We start from the raw sequence: 15,634 nt of genomic DNA, 5'->3' as shown, positions 1-15,634 counted from the left end.
GATGAAATGTCGAAGCCGCGTTTCAGGTTGTTTGAGTTGGTGTTCAAGATATGCAGACGCGAAACGGAGATCTTCGAATTGAGTTCTTCCTTTCACAGCATTCTCAATCGCTTTATCAGATTTTGCCCTAAACAGCTTCAGAGCCAGGAGGGTGGAATCCCGTTTTCAAGGGCCTCTGTCCAGTGCGGGAAATTTAACCTCAGACCAGTGTTTCAGTTCTCAATGTCCGACATCTCCGATGCGAGAAGGGTCAGATGCGCTTTCAAGCTCAATTCGCTCGAACCTTGCGAGTTGTCTGACCGCGTTCAGGATCCCGTTCGGTCGATAGATGTTCAGCGGATTCCGCTTTTCTTCGAGCTCTTCACCTAAAGAATGCTCCGTGTTCTGCGAATTCGATTCGACAAACTGCTCGTACTGAACGAACGGTCAGTTGGTTCCAACCTCTCCATCTCGTTTGGCCACCTTCTGCGATTTCTACAAGCGTCCGGTCGAACCGTTCTGCGGTTGACTCCTGATTTCCTCTTCTCTAACCTCATCCTACAGTTCCTGTTTCCATCTAACGCGTCGTAGATCCAACGAAAGACCCCGCCTCGGTTTCTCGATCAGCATTACACTTCCCGATGGTCTTCCATATTCCAAGATTTTGGGCGCCGACCTTTCGTGCTTTCTATCGGATCCGACCAATGCCTCAAGTCTTCCGACTCCGTAACCAAGAGTTGCTAGCTGAAGCGGTGACTTTAGATCATGCGACTCTTCGGAATTATCAGAACACCGTTTTGAACAGTTTCCGCCACTCGTTCGTCTGTGTCTCGAAGAAATTGTGAAGTGCCGTTAGGTATGAGGCGTGCTCGCTCCTGTTCCGCCACTGGTGTCGTCGAGTTTCGATAGGGCAAGGTCCGATCTACTAACTGAAAGTATCTCGTTGATCGCTCTTCTGTACGTGGATTCGAAGGTCGAAAGCTTGCTCTTGCCCAACCTTGGCCTTGTGCGGCATGATTTAGTTCTCTCGCGTCAATTGCCTTTTGCAACTTTCGATCGCGAGCTTAACGACGTCCGCGGCACGTCTGCCCTGCTCGACAAAAAACATGTGATCGAGATTGGTTGGCCATTCCTGAATGCTTCGCAAGCAGGACCATGCCGTCCCTCAGTCCACCTTCGTTTTGTTTGTAGCTATTTCGAAGCCGTTCCGAATAAGCGATAAGGGCAGCATCGCGACCACCACCGCGTGGTGCAATTTCGTTCCGATTGGGCGAAAGAAGACTCAATTGTGAGTAAGAATATTCCCCAGGGTCCAAACTTCTGTTTGGCGATAGCGAATCCTTGTTGCTTGGCGGGCTATTACCTTATTGCTTAGATCAAATTTCATGACTTTGCCCCATCCTCTTCTCGAACTTACGGAGCATCGAGGGGCAAACAATGTGCCTGGGCTATAAGACTAGGAGAAGATTTATCTTTCCATTTCTATGCTGATTTCTCGCTTATCTGGGTTTGTGCCGAACGACTTGTCTTTGTCCTCTTCCTTGAACATCAGAAGCGTGATTCTGAACCGCTTCAGGGGTTGCGATCCGGCAATATAGCGATATGAAGAATCTGGTCGTAGGTGCTTGGAATTGTGGCTAACAGAGTGTTGGAGAGCCAGTTTTAATCGTGACGCCTTCCTCTTTAGTGTCGGGTCTGGCTGCGATCCTCTTCTCAATCTCCGCTACCTCTTTATTCGTAAGGTGGTTGGTAATCTGCCTCCCAGAACTTTGCCACCAAGAGTTTTGCTTTTGATGTTGCGGCTTCCCCGCCAGCTTCGTTTAATAAGTTCTTTTGCTGCAAGAATGTTTACTCTTTGATCGAACTCACGCCCTTAACTCGTTCTTCTAGTTCGTGTCTCAACAATCCTGATCCTTGCCCTCTAACAACAGATTTAGGCCGTAGATTTAAGGATCGATCCTCTTCGCGGTAGATCAGCATCGTTCAGACATAAATAACTCATTAACCCGTTCGTTTTATCCTCGATCGCGAATCTGTGAAATCGCTTCGTTTTTCGATAGTATGCGAGGTCTTCTTTCCGCTTTGTTCAACTCGATATTGCATAAGTCTCTCGGGCGATCGTCCGCCCGGCGACGAGGCCCTTTCCGTGACCCAATAACTGTTTCCTTAGACGTCCCACTTGAATTCGCTTTTGCCGTTCAAATTCTCCAATCAACTTCTTTTGTAGATTCCAATTCACTAAATACTCGTTTGACAGTTTAAAAAGTCTCCTAGCGAGGAAATCAATTTCAAGAATTCCTCGGCAGAAAACCTTGGCTCAAGGTCCTTTTGCATTGCGTGTCGGTCCAGCACGTCGTGCAGAACTCCGACCACCTTTCGGCACGTTTGAAGATCTTTTTGCAGATCCATCGAGTGTTCGTTCAAACTGCTGTTCACCGCTTCGGCAGCTGCCTTTGGTCTGATTTCGTATACCGGCGGCTTTCTTTATTCGTCAAAGATTGGATCGCGACGCGGATGCTCTGAATAACGGACCCATTCCCTGTGATCTTTAGCCTTTGATTCACGATCGATCATAGCAAATGAGATTCGTTCTTTTCCTACGGACACTTTCCGGTATTAGGCATTGTCCCGGAAGTCTATCAGCTTCCTTTTTCCCGATGCTGCGATCTCAGTTCCGAGAATTTTTTGAGCGGCAAGGCGTTCAAGATCCTCCTTATCTCTTGGTTGAATTTCGTTTCTGGTCTCAAGGTCGAGACGGATCTCTTCCAGGAATCGGTATTCCTAACTTTTGAGTTCACAAGACACTGATTCTGAAGATCGTCCAGCTCTTTTTGCTGAAAGCAGGTGACGGCAACTTGGTTCCGCTTTTCTTATGGTTTTTCCTTATCTGGTCGGCTGCTTTTCTAAGTTCGGCCGTCTCTTCCTTTAGCTGAAAGAATTCCGACTCCTCCTTTGCCAAGATGCTGTGAGTTATAGCCCGAATCTGTCGAGCCTCAGCAGGATTATCTAAGTCACGGAGACCTGTACTCGTCGACTCCAGTTTCTTTATCGAAACCTTTTTGCTTCACCCCAGTTTTCGGATCAGAAACCGGAAATCTCAGTTCTGACGATGCTCGACGAGGAAGGCAATTCTCTCCTCCTTAAATTTGAGTGGTATTCGGCCAGAATCCCAAGTCGCAATGTCTCTCGTTCGTCAAAGTTCCCCCTTATCGATCCACGTTGGTCTTTTCCGTCCGTTCCGATTAATTTTTGTCTTTGACGTGTTTCTGTGTCGCACCGCGTACAGCGATCAATTCCTCCATTTCGTTTTGCGGATTCGATAAAGCTTCCTTCGACGATCTGCTTTTCTCCATGGGTTAACTCAAAGTGTGGAAGTGCTTCTCGGGAATTTTATTTTATGATCTGGCCTGGAGGTTGTTAGTCATATATCTCTTTTGGATGGCGAATATACATGCGGTTTTGCGGTATTGCGATGAACCGCTCCGGCCCAAGCGAGTCTTTCGCTATTGAGACTCTTCTCGTCTGACTCATCGCGAATCGGGGTAACAGCCTTTAGTCGTCGCTTTCGCACTTCATCTGTAGAGCCCAGACCTTGAAAATCTTCCGTATGAATGAGAGAACCAAATGGTGGAGTTCTTCGTTTAGGCCGTCCTTTTCCGCAATTCGACTTTAGAAAGTTGTTGGCGTTTTGGACGTTCAACTTGTCGGTGAAAGCGTTAAAGAGTTCACGGCCTTTCTCTGGCTCTTTGTCGGGGTCTATTTTGCTGTGGCTTCGAGATAGTGAACCGCCCGCGCGAACTTCCTCTTTTGACTGGACGCTTGCGATAATTCTCATGACGGATCTGTTTGCTGCTTCTGTAACTTGGGCATGGATTCGATCCGCTTTTGAGGACCTCTACCTTCGTGCCGAGATAAGCTTCGTTCTTGCAAGTCGTCGTCCGCGACATGCTCATGAAATGAAAAGGCATTTCTTCAAGATCTGTTACAGCGTGTTCAATCGGTTTCCGCCATCGCAGTCGGCGCTTTCGTTTTGACGCTCTCTTTTCGATCTTTCGTATCTGGTGCCGCGAACTCAATTAGCTTGGTAAAGACACAAGGTTCATAGATGAGATCGACATGCTTGACATTGAGTGATCTCGGTAGCAAGGGAATTGGTGATTCGCTGAGTTAATTTGGATACTGTTTCCTATTGTGATTCCAGGCGTTCAACCCGATCTAGGATCTCGGCAAAATTGCCATTGAGTGAGAGATTAATGGACTCGTTGTCACGCCCATTGCTAACAAGCCAGTCAGGTTTCATCTGACACTGCCCTGCCAGAATTGCTTCTGTCTGTCGTTCAATGCGAAATGGATCATTCGTCGAACTATCGCGGCCTTGTTCTCTCCGGTTTCCACTGCGATCTCTTCAAGCTTTCCATGATCTTCGTCATAGGGCCGAACGCTTATTGGACGACCCTGTTTCGGTTCATTCTTAACATCAATATTCTTCGCAATTCTTTCTTTGTCACGCTTTCTCATTTTTCCGGTTTTTGCTGTGCCGTTTTGTCACCAACTCGTCGTTTTGTAATTTTCGGACAGGTTGGAGCCAAGCAAAGTCGTGCCTTTAATAAGTTTTCGCTTAGCTTTCGGTTTGTAGTTTTGGTGACAGCGGCGTAAATCAATGTAACCAATAGGTTTACGCGAATTACGATGGTTGGATTCTTGGTCTATCCTGTCATACACCTGCAGCTGTAATTTTTCTTTTTACAAGGGCACCTCAGAACCTCTTTTTACGCCAAGAAGTGGTCTCACACCGCCCTTCTTGCTATCAAAATTCCCGCTGCTCTCTGCCACGGCACGCCGATTGATCTCTTCTTTGTGATAGCTATTTTACCGAACCAAAAGGAGACCACTCTTAATGAACGAACAACCTAATATCACCCCTCTTCAAAACGTCCTCGAGCGGCCACTTCTGCAGATCAAGCCTTACTTACGTGAAATTGAATACACCAGAGTACTCGAAGAACTGAGCAGAAACTTAAGCAATATCTTCAGTTCGCGACAGCCAAACATGAACACCGAGGATCACGAATGACGATGTTGTCGAGTACGTCTAAACCACCTTTTCGAACGCGACCCCGCATTCCAAGCTGGCTTAAAATTAAGACTTAGAAGGGAGAACTAGGCAGAAAAGGGCTGAAGGAAGGGTTCCGATGCGGTCCAAATTTGCAGCCTGGAACGAATGATTGATGGGCTAATCCGTATCTGAAACAACCTTCTCAAGCTCCATCTCAAAATCACGGATGTCGAACTGTTCGGCACCATTTGAAAGATGCCTGGACAGTTCTCTAGATCCTCGTCCGACAGATCGCTACAAACTTTCGCCGAACTGCGAGCCAGACGGTCAGCCACTTCTTGAAAGCTACTCCGGAATGACCTTTAACCCAACGCCAGGAGATATGATGACCGTAACAGGCTTTCACGAGACGCGTCCAGAACAGACGATTAGTACGCATTCTATTTAGCCCCGCCATCGTGTCGATCACATATCGTGAATCTGATACGATCTCGACCCGGCAAGAGCGATGCAGCTGCTCAAAGCCTTTGTACAAGCAAGTATTTCAGCCTGCTGATTGGTAACCTGTCCGAGGTATTTGGCTACCAATTTGATCTCCAGGCGATTATGATCGATCATCACCGCACCGCATCCCGCCGACGAGTCGATCGCACCATTTCTCATGCATGACGCATCGGCATAGATCCTCACTAGAGGTGTATAATCATCCGCACTTCTGAGACCGCTTTCGTTCTCAACTAACCTGACAACACTCATTGTCCACCTCTTGTTTTCAAGTGAAAATGGGGCAAAGCTCTGAGGCCTTTGCCCCTTGTTGTGAAGAAAATCTATCTCAGAATTGATCGACGAACGGCTCTTCGACAGGCGTCTCAGGAGCAGTCGAGCCTGTGTATTCCGGGACATCAGGCTCGTCGCTGCTGTCGTTCGATGCAGACACTTCCTGATCGTTAGAACGGTTCGAACCGACGAACTCAAACGAGAACAATGACACTTCGGCGCCGGATCTGGGTTCTCCCTTATCCGTACTCCAGGGGCTAAACGAAAGCCTGCCGTGAACAAGCAGAGACGTTCCCTTCTTGACGTGCTCGGCTAAAGTCTCAGCCGTCTTGCCGAATGCGACCACGTTGAACCAATGTGTGACTTGAACACGACCTTCGCCGCTGTTCTTGAAAGAGTTGGAGGCGATCGGAAAGCTCGCGACCGGCGTGCCCTTTTCTGTATATCGCAGGCTCACATCGCGGCCTGTGTTTCCGAGTATCGAGATATTTGCTGACATGGAATATTCTTGCTCCTTTTTGGTTTTTTTTTTCTCCGAATGGAACGGCAGTTAGCCGCTTTAGACAGTATTTTGAGGCGAACTGCTTACAGGGCTGGCCACCGCTCCTTTCGTTATGTGCTTCTCAACAACTTTCAGGCCGAAGGAACAACCTGGATATGTGATCTATGACTTACCGGCTGTGCAAAGAGGCTCCTCTGGATCATGCGACTCGTGAGTACGCTCTCGCTCAGCTCCGCTTCTCTTGCCCTAATCGCATCCCAAAGTTTTGTTTCTCCTGACGCTTAAAACATCTTTGCCCGGGGTCGTTATAGAGTCCGAACTTGGGAATCCAAGCTGTCCGTGGGTTGCTTTTTCGATCTTTCGCAGCCAATGTCTAGCCTCTCTTGAAAGCTGTCCCTTGAGCCTTACCTCCTGAGATTTTGCGACTGTATTTAGAGCCGTGAACTCTTGAGGGAAAGCTTTTCTGCTCCTTAAATTCCGCGTATGCTTCTTCTTCAGATCTGCCAGATCGGCCGTATCCGCCGTGCCACGGATCGCAAGATAGGTTTCCTGATAGGCGTCGTGGCGAAGGCTTCGCAGATGGAAATCGGAGTATTGACGCTGCCACAACAGACGTAGGACCGATGCCGCATATTGCATCTCTTCGAAGTCCGGATTGATCTCTTGATCTACGAGGATTCCGATGCTGCTTCCTTGCCGAACGAATAGATGCGGCGGCAGAACGGATCGCTTGGCCGTCATAGATTCGATCGAGTGAAAGTGCCAGCCATTCCTCGAATTCCTGATCGAGAACGGATGTCTAGAAGGCATCGACCATCCAGCACAGTTGATCATCCGACGTCCTTCCTGAACCGTATTGCCGCCTGAAGTATGGCCGACAAACAGCTTCGGCAGCTGTGCGGAAAGCTCTCTGGATTCATACGGAAGACAATTAGCATCGATCTCACAATCGAGGTCAAAGACAACTACCGAACGCTGACTCGAACTCATCGTTATACCGATCAAACCGTTCTCGTCGAACTGCTCAAGCTGCTCGGAAAGTAGAAATCTCGATCAAGTTCTTCAATGGATTTATTGCCATCTTCGAGATAGAAATCCGCAAAGTCATCGAAGATCATGCGGCGACTTTCTGTCTGCCAACGCGTCTTAGAACCGCCTGCATTTCATTGTCGAAGTTCGGACACCTTGGCGGGAGCGGCTTTGCGGTTTTTCGCGGCTGCCTGAACTCGTCGTTGGTCTGCGACACAGAGCTTGCTCGGTCATTCGCGACTCTTCAAATCTGATCTCACGGTCCGACAAAGTGGCTGTAACAGCTTCTAACTGCATACCGAGTAGTGCCATTTCTTTGAGAACCTCGCTTACGCCTCTGCCGGATCTCACCGTAGTAGTAAGAGGCAATTTGCTCATACTCAAACTGTCCCGCATCTGGGCTTGCAATAGCCTTTACGCATCGGACAAACTCTTTGGCATCCGTTTCGTCGGATAGAACTTTCATTGCATACTCGGGCGAGTATTCCTCACCTGGTCCACAGCTTCGGGCTCAAGTTCATCGGCTATCCTAAGAACTACATCACCCAAGATCGAGAACTCTTCAAGCTCTCGTCTGCATCGGATTCGATGAAAGATGAGCGCACCAGTCCTGCATCGGCGAGCCATTATTGACGGCATAAATGCCAGCATCGGGTTATTAGGATCGTGCTTTCTGAGCTGTTCAACATTAATTCTTTCTGCCATAACTTCCTCTCTCGAATCGGCGTAGTTGCCGAATCGAAAATGCGTTAGTTTAAGGGCCGCATTTTCAAAACCCTGAATTAAAAGCACTTAAATTCAGGCTTGAAAATCCCTCTCAAGTTGCGGGAGAAGTACGTTAAGGAAAACGAGACCGGCTGGTTATAAAGAAAGGTCTTTCAGACGCTTTTGTAGATATGCGAACGTAATCGGTGCTCGCCTTTCGAGTTGCGCCCGGCCAGTTCCGATGCCGTCTGCGGGAATAACAATGACTTGGTCGGTTGTTGAACTTATAGCACCGCCAGACGCTCAAAGGCCTTATCGATCGCCGCTTTGTTTTGTTCGAATTCGGCATCCGTAAAGAAGGCAGTCTTCCCTATTGCTGGGGAGCTTCTTAGTCGGTATCCCAACCACATTCGGTTCGCCTCTCATCGCCGCAGCCTGACCGCCAAAGCCTCGCCGGGTAAGGTTGTCACCGTAGAGGAAGATACGGTCGCGATGTTCCCTTACAAAGGCTCTTGTGATCCACTTCATCGTCAAAACGCGGTAACCCATGGCAGACTCCTTTTACACAAAAGAACTGCCGCCTGGAGAGTGCTATCTCCCCCAGCGGCAGTTGTTCATTGACCGGTTGATTGATTAATAAGCAGCGGCCTGCTGGAGTTCTACCGGTGCGGTCTGTGCTGTCTGCATTGCTGCTCCGTCGCCGTTCTCATCGCGGCGGCCCGACAGGAACTGGAACTCCTGAAGGACGATCTCTGCTCCGGCCTGCGGAGACTCGTTCTGATCCACCCACGGGTTAAAGGTCAAACGACCCTGGACGTAAAGACGACTGCCTTTTCGCACGTAGCGAGCAAGTGTTTCCGCCTGCTTGCCGAATGCCGTAACGCGGAACCAGTCCGTCTTTCTCCACGCGCCCTCCGCACTGTTCCTGGAACGAATTCGAGGTTGCCGATGATTGAAATATTTGCTGACATTTTCTTGATTCTCCTGTGTGTTTTTTTCGGGGATCACGTTGAGTGACTCCTAGAAACCCTCTTTGAAGGCACATCCTTTCAGCCGCTATTTATTTGTTTGGTTTTCGAGTCTTGTTGGGGATCGGAAGGACTTTGAGAATCGCGGAGCGTCTCATGGGGCCGAAAGGCGATAGTTGGCTACTTGTGATCAACGGATTAGGCGGGCTCCATTTCACTTCTTTCGTGATACAACCGCGTTCGATCAAACAGTTCCAAAACTGTTTTCAACGTCTGACATCGGCTCACATTTCGATATCTGATAAAATAACGGGAAATAACTTTTTGAAGTTCGGAAAGTCCACTCAGCGACAATTAACTAAGACTCTGTATGAATGCTGTCGAAATCGAAGAAGCCGTTTCTATGCTCGCTGAGCAGCCCTTCGATGCCGAGAGTTTTCCGTTCGCGTTCCTTGAGGCTTTTGGGAACAAGGAGACGACGATCAAGCGGCTGAAGAGCGGAACTACTAATCAGTCCGACCTTCCGGGCGGAATACTCCAACGCAATAACATTCATATTCTGGTCTGTCCTGAAGGCACGGTGACGGCAACACTTCACGCTTTGAGGAAAGTCAGCGCAACGACTAAGCAGAAGGTCAAGTTTATCCTCGCCACGGACGGTAAGCCTTTGAAGCCGAAAAATATTGCGGATGGCGAAACGGTCGCCTGCGACTACGCTAAGTTCTCCGACCACTTTGGTTTCTTCCTTGGCACTTGCTGGCATAACAACGGTCAAGCAAGATTCGTGAGAACGCATTCGATATCAAGGCTACTGGCGGGCTGAATCGGCTTTACATCGAGCTACCAAGGAGAATCCGGATTGGGGGACCAAGGAGGCTGCCGCGAGGACTTGAATCACTTAATGGCTCGGCTCATATTTTGCTTTTTTCGCGGAGGACACCAGCATATTTAATGGTGAGGGATTGTTCACCGCGACTATCGAGCAGATGAGCGAGCGGGATTCTTCGAACACTCATGAGGTACTCTCCGAACTCTTCCGTTCGATGAACACCAAGGTTTCAGAACGTGTGGCGGCGAATGTCCGGGGTTGGGCGAACACTTTCCATACGTGAACGGTGGTCTTTCTCCGGCAGTTCGGATGTGCCTCGCTTCAGTCGCATCGCTCGTTCATATTTGCTGCATGTCGGCAGTCTCGATTGGACAAAGATCAACCCGGATATTTTCGGCTCAATGATCCAGGCGGTGGCCGATGATGAAGAACGCGGTGCTTGGTATGCATACACCAGCGTGCCAAACATCCTGAAGGTTCTTAATCCGCTCTTCCTCGATGACCTGCGAACCCAGCTTGAGGAAGTGGGCGACAATGCCCGCAAACTCCTGAACCTGCGCCAACGCATCGCCCGAATTCGTGTCTTCGACCCGGCTTGCGGATCAGGTAATTTTCGTTATCGCTTACAAGCAGATGCGGAGATCGAAGCAGAGATCAACAAGCGGCGAGGCGAGGCAGAACGTCCCACTGACATCCCGATCAACAACTTTCGCGGCATCGAGCTTCGCAACTTTCCGGCCGAGATCGCCCGTCTCGCACTCATCATCGCCGAGTATCAATCGGACGTACTTTATCGCGGTCAAAAGCTCGCGCTCGCCGAGTTTCTGCCGCTCGATGCCGCTAACTGGATCGTTTTCGGCAATGCATTGCGGCTCGATTGGCTAAGCATCTGTCCACCGACCGGAACCGGGGTAAAGATCTACGCCGATGACCTCTTTAGCACACCTCTGGATCAGGCGGAGATCGATTTTGAGAACGAGGGCGGAGAGACCTACATTTGCGGTAATCCGCCTTTCACCGGAACGCGAAAGCAGACAGACGGTCAGAAGGATGATCTCAAGATTGTCTTCGAGTCCGTTATCGAGAATTGGAAGAATGTTGACTATGTTGGGGCTTGGTTATTAAAAGCTGCTCAATATAATGCGCACTCAAAAGCTCCCTTTTCATTTGTTGCCACAAACAGCCTTTGCCAGGGACAGCAAGTGCCAATTACCTGGGCCGTGCTCCGATCAATCGGGTGCAAAATCCGATTTGCGTATACACCATTCATATGGTCGAACTTGGCCCAGAATAAAGCCGGAGTTACGGTGATCATTGTTGGGTTGGACTTTGATTCTAATGGAACAAGGCACATCATATCTGGCGACAATAGACGAACTGTGACCCATATCAATCCATATTTAACGGAACATCAGATTGATATGGTTGCCGCATGCAGGCTCCCAATATTCGCAGATGTTGTTATGGATTATGGGGTTTACTACTCTAAATCCTCGGGCCTCATCCTGACGCCCGAAGAAAAGGATCAACTCTTGAAAGGCGGCTTTCCGCCAGACCTGATTAAACAATTCATTGGTTCAAGCGAGTTTATCAAAGGAAAAGAACGCTACTGTTTATGGCTGGACAATGAATCAGTCGTACTTGCAAATGAGTTTGCGGAGGTAAAGGACAGAATTGAATCTGTGCGCAATGAACGGATGGAAACAGGGGACGTGTCGGTCCGAAAGCTTGCAGCTAAGCCACACCAATTTAGAGAGAGAAAAGGTGACGGGGAGCGGAAGATTTTTATTCCTATTGTATCTTCGGAGAACCGAGAATTTTTCCCAGTCGGACTAGCCAACGAAAGAATCATACCTACTAATAAAGCGTTCTTTATAGACGATGGTCCTCTGTGGTGCGTTGCGATTCTTTCGTCGCGAATACACCTTGCATGGATCGCGACTATTTGCGGGAGATTGCGTTCCGATTATTCTTACTCCAATACCCTCGGCTGGAATACGTTCCCCATCCCGGATCTAACAGAGCAAAATAAAGCCGATCTGACCCGTTGCACCGAAGAGATTCTGCTCGCCCGCGAGACGCATTTCCCTGCAACGATCGCGGACCTTTACGATCCTGAAATGATGCCCGTGAATCTTCGCGAAGCTCACGAGCACAACGACGAAACACTGGAGCGCATTTACATCGGCCGCCGGTTCAAGAACGACACCGAACGGCTGGAAAAACTCTTCGAACTTTATACACAGATGACGGCAAAGAAAACGGCCGCAAACGAAACAAAGGTAACCGCCCTATGAGTAAATCAGTTCCCATTCCGTCAATTTCCGTCACATACGCGCAGGACGGCAGATCCACGAGTTCAAATTCACTCGGAATGCGTCCAATGCAGGAGCGTGCGTATCAGAAACGCGGAGAGCAATATCTGCTTATTAAATCTCCACCGGCCTCGGGCAAGAGCCGCGCATTGATGTTTATCGCACTAGATAAGCTGGCAAACCAAAAGCTCAAGCAAGCGATCATTGTGGTGCCGGAACGGTCCATCGGGGCGAGCTTTCAGAATGAGCCATTGACCGAGTTTGGCTTTTGGGCAGATTGGAAGGTCGAACCGAGATGGAATCTGTGTGACGCTCCTGGTGCCGACACCAACGGCAAAGTTGATGCGGTGAAGAAATTTCTGGAAAGCGACGACAAGACGCTTGTATGCACTCATGCAACTTTCCGTTTCGCCATGGATAAGTTCGGAGCGGAATCATTCGACGATCGCCTTATCGCCGTGGATGAGTTTCACCATATTTCGGCTAACCCCGGCAACAAGCTTGGTGAACACGTTCGAGAGCTGATGTCCCGCGACAAAACTCATATCGTAGCTATGACCGGCTCCTATTTTCGCGGCGATGCAGAGGCTGTGTTGCACCCGGACGACGAGTCGCGGTTCGACACGGTAACCTATACCTACTACGAGCAGCTCAACGGTTATCAATATCTGAAGCAGCTTGACCTCGGCTACTTCTTTTACACCGGCCCTTATACTGACGAAATCCCGAATGTGCTGAATCCCAACGAGAAGACGATTCTGCACATCCCCAACGTCAATTCCAAGGAAAGCACAAAGGACAAGATTCGCGAGGTAGAGCACATCATAGAAGAACTCGGCGAGTGGCAGGGCACCGATCCAAAAACCGGCTTTCAACTAGTTAAGAGCGCCGATGGAACTATCCTCAAGATCGCTGACCTGGTAGATGACGATCCGGCCAAGCGAGATAAGGTTATCGGGGCACTTAAAGATCCTGCGGAAAAGAACAACCGCGACCACGTAGACGTCATCATCGCGTTCGGGATGGCCAAGGAGGGCTTCGACTGGATCTGGTGCGAACACGCTCTGACCGTCGGTTATCGCTCTAGTCTTACAGAAATCGTTCAAATTATCGGTCGAGCCACACGAGATGCTCCCGGAAAGACTCGCACCCGCTTTACGAACCTAATTGCGGAACCGGATGCCACCGAGCTTGCGGTTACAGAGGCGGTTAACGACACGCTAAAGGCCATCGCTGCAAGTTTGTTGATGGAGCAAGTGCTAAGCCCACGTTTCGAGTTCAAGCCAAAGTATCCAAACAGTCAACCTACGCCAGGCCTTGATTACGGTTCGGACGGGTATGATCCAAATAAGTGCAACGTTGGAGTCGATGCTGAAAGAGGGCTAATCCAACTGGAGATCAAAGGGCTGGCAGAACCAAAAAGTCCGGAGGCCGAGCGGATATGCACACAGGACTTGAACGAGTTGATCACCGCTTTCGTTCAGGACAAACGAACGATAGAGAGCGGACTGTTCGATGGCGAACTCGTTCCCCAGGAATTGACGCAAGTTCGCATGGGGAAAATCGTAAAGGAGAAATTTCCCAATCTGGACGAGGAATATTGGGAGGCAGTCCGCCAACATGCCATCGCCGCGCTAAATATCGTACAGAAAGCAAAGGAAACTCTAGTCGGCGGAGGTGGAGCGGACTCGCAGAACACTTCGTTGATTGACGGCGTACGACGGTATGCCATGTCGGTAACGGAGCTGGATATTGATCTGATCGACAGCATCAATCCATTTGGCGAGGCTTACGCGATTCTTTCCAAATCGATGACCGAAGAGCGTCTGAAACAGGTGTCTGACGTTATCATGAGAAAGCAGACAAAACTGACGCCGGAAGAAGCTCGCGAACTCGCAGTGCGGGCGGTAAAGTTCAAGAACGAGCGCGGACGCCTCCCGTCATCCACTGCTCAAGACGCATGGGAAAGACGTATGGCGGAAGGGGCAGCTGCATTCGTTGTGTTCAAGGATGAGGGCCGTTATGAGTGAGATCGATCTCGATGAGCTAAGGTCCGAGCTAGACGAGTTTGCAAAACCGGCGAAAACTGTCGGGCATTCCGCGGCGGAGCAGCGCGTGATCGCGGGTTTCGAGGAAATCGAACGCTTTGTGGATGAACATGGACGGCTGCCCGAGCACGGCGATGACAGAGACATCTTCGAGCGTCTCTATGCTGTAAGGCTTGATCGAATCCGCCAATCGCCAGATTGTCGCGAGATCCTGAAAGGTCTTGACTCGCGAGGATTGCTTGGAGACGAAGCCGATACCGGTTTCCGCCAGGAACCTACGGACGACGAACTGCTTTCCGCTTTAGGTAGTAATGCGGAAGAGCAGGACGAACTAACGCGATTAGTTCATGTTCGGTCACGCGAAGAAATCAAAGCGGCGGAAGAAATCGCACGACGGAACCGCTGCGAAGATTTTGCCGAATTTGCCCCCATCTTCAAGCAGGTTCAGGTGGACCTTGATATGGGTATCCGACAGACTTTGAAATACAAAGACGATGCGGAGATCCGGAAAGGTGACCTGTTCATAGTGGACGGCCAGACGGCCTTGGTTGCCGAGGCGGGCGAAACTTTTATTAGTAACTTCGACCGCGAGGATAGGAGATTAAGGGTGATTTACGCCAACGGCACCGAGAGCGACCTCCTCGGACGTTCGCTGATGCGAGCCCTAAATCGAGACAAAGCAAGCCGTCGCATCATTGAACCCAGCCTCGGACCTCTATTCGCGGGAATCGAAGAAGTTGGAGATTTTGCAACAGGTTTTATTTACGTACTCAGAAGTCAGTCGGACCATCCCTTTATCGTGGTACATCGTTCCGTCGTGCACAAGATCGGTGTGACCGGAGGAGACGTGAAAAGTCGTATCGCGAACGCAAAGAACGACTCGACGTATCTTCTGGCCGATGTTGAAGTGGTAGCAACTTTTAAACTCGCAAACATAAATGCGAAGCGCCTCGAAGCTCTGATTCACAAGTTCTTTTCTGGTGCACGTTTAGACCTGAAATTGAAGGATCGTTTTGGCGTGGAGGTAGAATCGAGAGAGTGGTACCTGCTTCCGCTCTCAATCATTGAGGAAGCGATCGAGAAAATCACAGAAGGTAGTATTGGAAATTTTCGATACGACTCGGAAAGTGCTCAGCTTGTCCGCGTGTGAGCTACATCGGGAAATCCCGTAAACTGTCTCAAAAAAATGTCCCGCTCTTCTCCAATCATTTAACTGCCTCGCAAATTTAATCCACTGGTGCAAAAACAATCCAGTTTGGAACATTTTCACTCCGATAAGCCCGAGCAGCGGGTTAATTTTCTACCATTCTTGACCAGCCAAAGCCGTAATAGGTCGAAAGATCGAATATTCTCTCACAATCAAAACGGGTAACTCCGACACGAGTTTACCCTCGCGATCCGTTCATTTTTTGCGGACTTTCCTAAC

General features: G+C 49.5%; 11 protein-coding genes and 1 pseudogene. 4 read left to right on the top strand and 8 right to left on the bottom strand.

Going from position 1 to position 15,634, the window contains the following annotated elements; translation table 11 throughout:
- Positions 1 to 4,275: 4,275 nt before the first annotated feature.
- Entirely contained in the window at positions 4,276 to 4,497 is a 222-nt protein-coding gene (locus IPG22_16750; protein MBK6589937.1) for a hypothetical protein, read from the bottom strand.
- A 379-nt stretch (positions 4,498 to 4,876) separates the two neighbouring features.
- On the opposite strand from IPG22_16750, the gene IPG22_16745 reads away from it, so the two are divergent.
- Complete coding sequence (locus tag IPG22_16745) at positions 4,877 to 5,053, top strand: hypothetical protein (GenBank protein ID MBK6589936.1); 177 nt, start codon at positions 4,877 to 4,879, stop codon at positions 5,051 to 5,053.
- A gap of 253 nt (positions 5,054 to 5,306) precedes the next feature.
- On the opposite strand, the gene IPG22_16740 is transcribed toward IPG22_16745, so the two are convergent.
- The 7 genes from IPG22_16740 to IPG22_16710 all read right to left on the bottom strand — a co-directional run bounded on the left by IPG22_16740 (position 5,307) and on the right by IPG22_16710 (position 9,056).
- Positions 5,307 to 5,570, bottom strand: coding sequence for a hypothetical protein (locus IPG22_16740; protein MBK6589935.1), 264 nt, complete (start codon positions 5,568 to 5,570; stop codon positions 5,307 to 5,309).
- Positions 5,501 to 5,791, bottom strand: a complete 291-nt coding sequence (locus IPG22_16735; protein MBK6589934.1) for a hypothetical protein — start codon at positions 5,789 to 5,791, stop codon at positions 5,501 to 5,503. The genes IPG22_16740 and IPG22_16735 overlap by 70 nt, the downstream gene beginning before the upstream one ends.
- Positions 5,792 to 5,867: 76 nt before the next feature.
- The gene (locus IPG22_16730; GenBank protein MBK6589933.1) at positions 5,868 to 6,311 is read right to left on the bottom strand and encodes a single-stranded DNA-binding protein; all 444 of its coding nucleotides are present in this window, start codon (positions 6,309 to 6,311) and stop codon (positions 5,868 to 5,870) included.
- 249 nt (positions 6,312 to 6,560) lie between these two features.
- Positions 6,561 to 7,304 carry a hypothetical protein gene (locus IPG22_16725; protein MBK6589932.1) on the bottom strand — a complete coding sequence of 248 codons (744 nt, stop codon included), beginning with the start codon at positions 7,302 to 7,304 and terminating at the stop codon, positions 6,561 to 6,563.
- Between the two features lie 501 nt (positions 7,305 to 7,805).
- Positions 7,806 to 8,048 (bottom strand): hypothetical protein, encoded by a 243-nt coding sequence (locus tag IPG22_16720; GenBank protein ID MBK6589931.1) that lies wholly within the window; start codon positions 8,046 to 8,048, stop codon positions 7,806 to 7,808.
- 312 nt (positions 8,049 to 8,360) lie between these two features.
- A complete protein-coding gene (locus IPG22_16715; GenBank protein MBK6589930.1) occupies positions 8,361 to 8,597 on the bottom strand; it encodes a hypothetical protein in 237 nt (78 codons plus the stop codon).
- A gap of 84 nt (positions 8,598 to 8,681) precedes the next feature.
- Complete coding sequence (locus tag IPG22_16710; GenBank protein MBK6589929.1) at positions 8,682 to 9,056, bottom strand: single-stranded DNA-binding protein; 375 nt, start codon at positions 9,054 to 9,056, stop codon at positions 8,682 to 8,684.
- A gap of 330 nt (positions 9,057 to 9,386) precedes the next feature.
- Here IPG22_16710 and IPG22_16705 point away from each other — a divergent pair.
- The 3 genes and pseudogenes from IPG22_16705 (at position 9,387) to IPG22_16695 (ending at position 15,358) form a co-directional block, all read left to right on the top strand.
- A pseudogene (locus tag IPG22_16705) lies at positions 9,387 to 12,142 on the top strand (class I SAM-dependent DNA methyltransferase).
- Positions 12,139 to 14,190 carry a DEAD/DEAH box helicase gene (locus IPG22_16700; protein ID MBK6589928.1) on the top strand — a complete coding sequence of 684 codons (2,052 nt, stop codon included), beginning with the start codon at positions 12,139 to 12,141 and terminating at the stop codon, positions 14,188 to 14,190. Before IPG22_16705 ends, IPG22_16700 begins: the two are co-directional and overlap by 4 nt.
- The gene (locus tag IPG22_16695) at positions 14,171 to 15,358 is read left to right on the top strand and encodes a GIY-YIG nuclease family protein (GenBank protein MBK6589927.1); all 1,188 of its coding nucleotides are present in this window, start codon (positions 14,171 to 14,173) and stop codon (positions 15,356 to 15,358) included. The genes IPG22_16700 and IPG22_16695 overlap by 20 nt, the downstream gene beginning before the upstream one ends.
- The last annotated feature ends 276 nt before the right edge of the window (positions 15,359 to 15,634 follow it).

It is taken from the genome of Acidobacteriota bacterium, from assembly GCA_016703965.1.
In the GTDB taxonomy this organism is placed as follows: Bacteria; Acidobacteriota; Blastocatellia; order Pyrinomonadales; family Pyrinomonadaceae; genus OLB17.
The sequence above is the reverse complement of the archived record's forward strand: the minus strand, read 5'-3'. Positions and strand labels throughout refer to the sequence as shown.

Excerpts from the sequence above, each read along its gene's own strand:
- IPG22_16730 (MBK6589933.1), bottom strand. The coding sequence starts at position 6,311 with ATGTCAGCAAATATCTCGATACTCGGAAACACAGGCCGCGATGTGAGC.
- IPG22_16715 (MBK6589930.1), bottom strand. The coding sequence starts at position 8,597 with ATGGGTTACCGCGTTTTGACGATGAAGTGGATCACAAGAGCCTTTGTA.
- IPG22_16725 (MBK6589932.1), bottom strand. The coding sequence starts at position 7,304 with ATGAGTTCGAGTCAGCGTTCGGTAGTTGTCTTTGACCTCGATTGTGAG.
- IPG22_16720 (MBK6589931.1), bottom strand. The coding sequence starts at position 8,048 with ATGGCAGAAAGAATTAATGTTGAACAGCTCAGAAAGCACGATCCTAAT.
- IPG22_16695 (MBK6589927.1), top strand. The coding sequence starts at position 14,171 with ATGAGGGCCGTTATGAGTGAGATCGATCTCGATGAGCTAAGGTCCGAG.
- IPG22_16735 (MBK6589934.1), bottom strand. The coding sequence starts at position 5,791 with ATGAGTGTTGTCAGGTTAGTTGAGAACGAAAGCGGTCTCAGAAGTGCG.
- IPG22_16745 (MBK6589936.1), top strand. The coding sequence starts at position 4,877 with ATGAACGAACAACCTAATATCACCCCTCTTCAAAACGTCCTCGAGCGG.
- IPG22_16700 (MBK6589928.1), top strand. The coding sequence starts at position 12,139 with ATGAGTAAATCAGTTCCCATTCCGTCAATTTCCGTCACATACGCGCAG.
- IPG22_16750 (MBK6589937.1), bottom strand. The coding sequence starts at position 4,497 with ATGAGAAAGCGTGACAAAGAAAGAATTGCGAAGAATATTGATGTTAAG.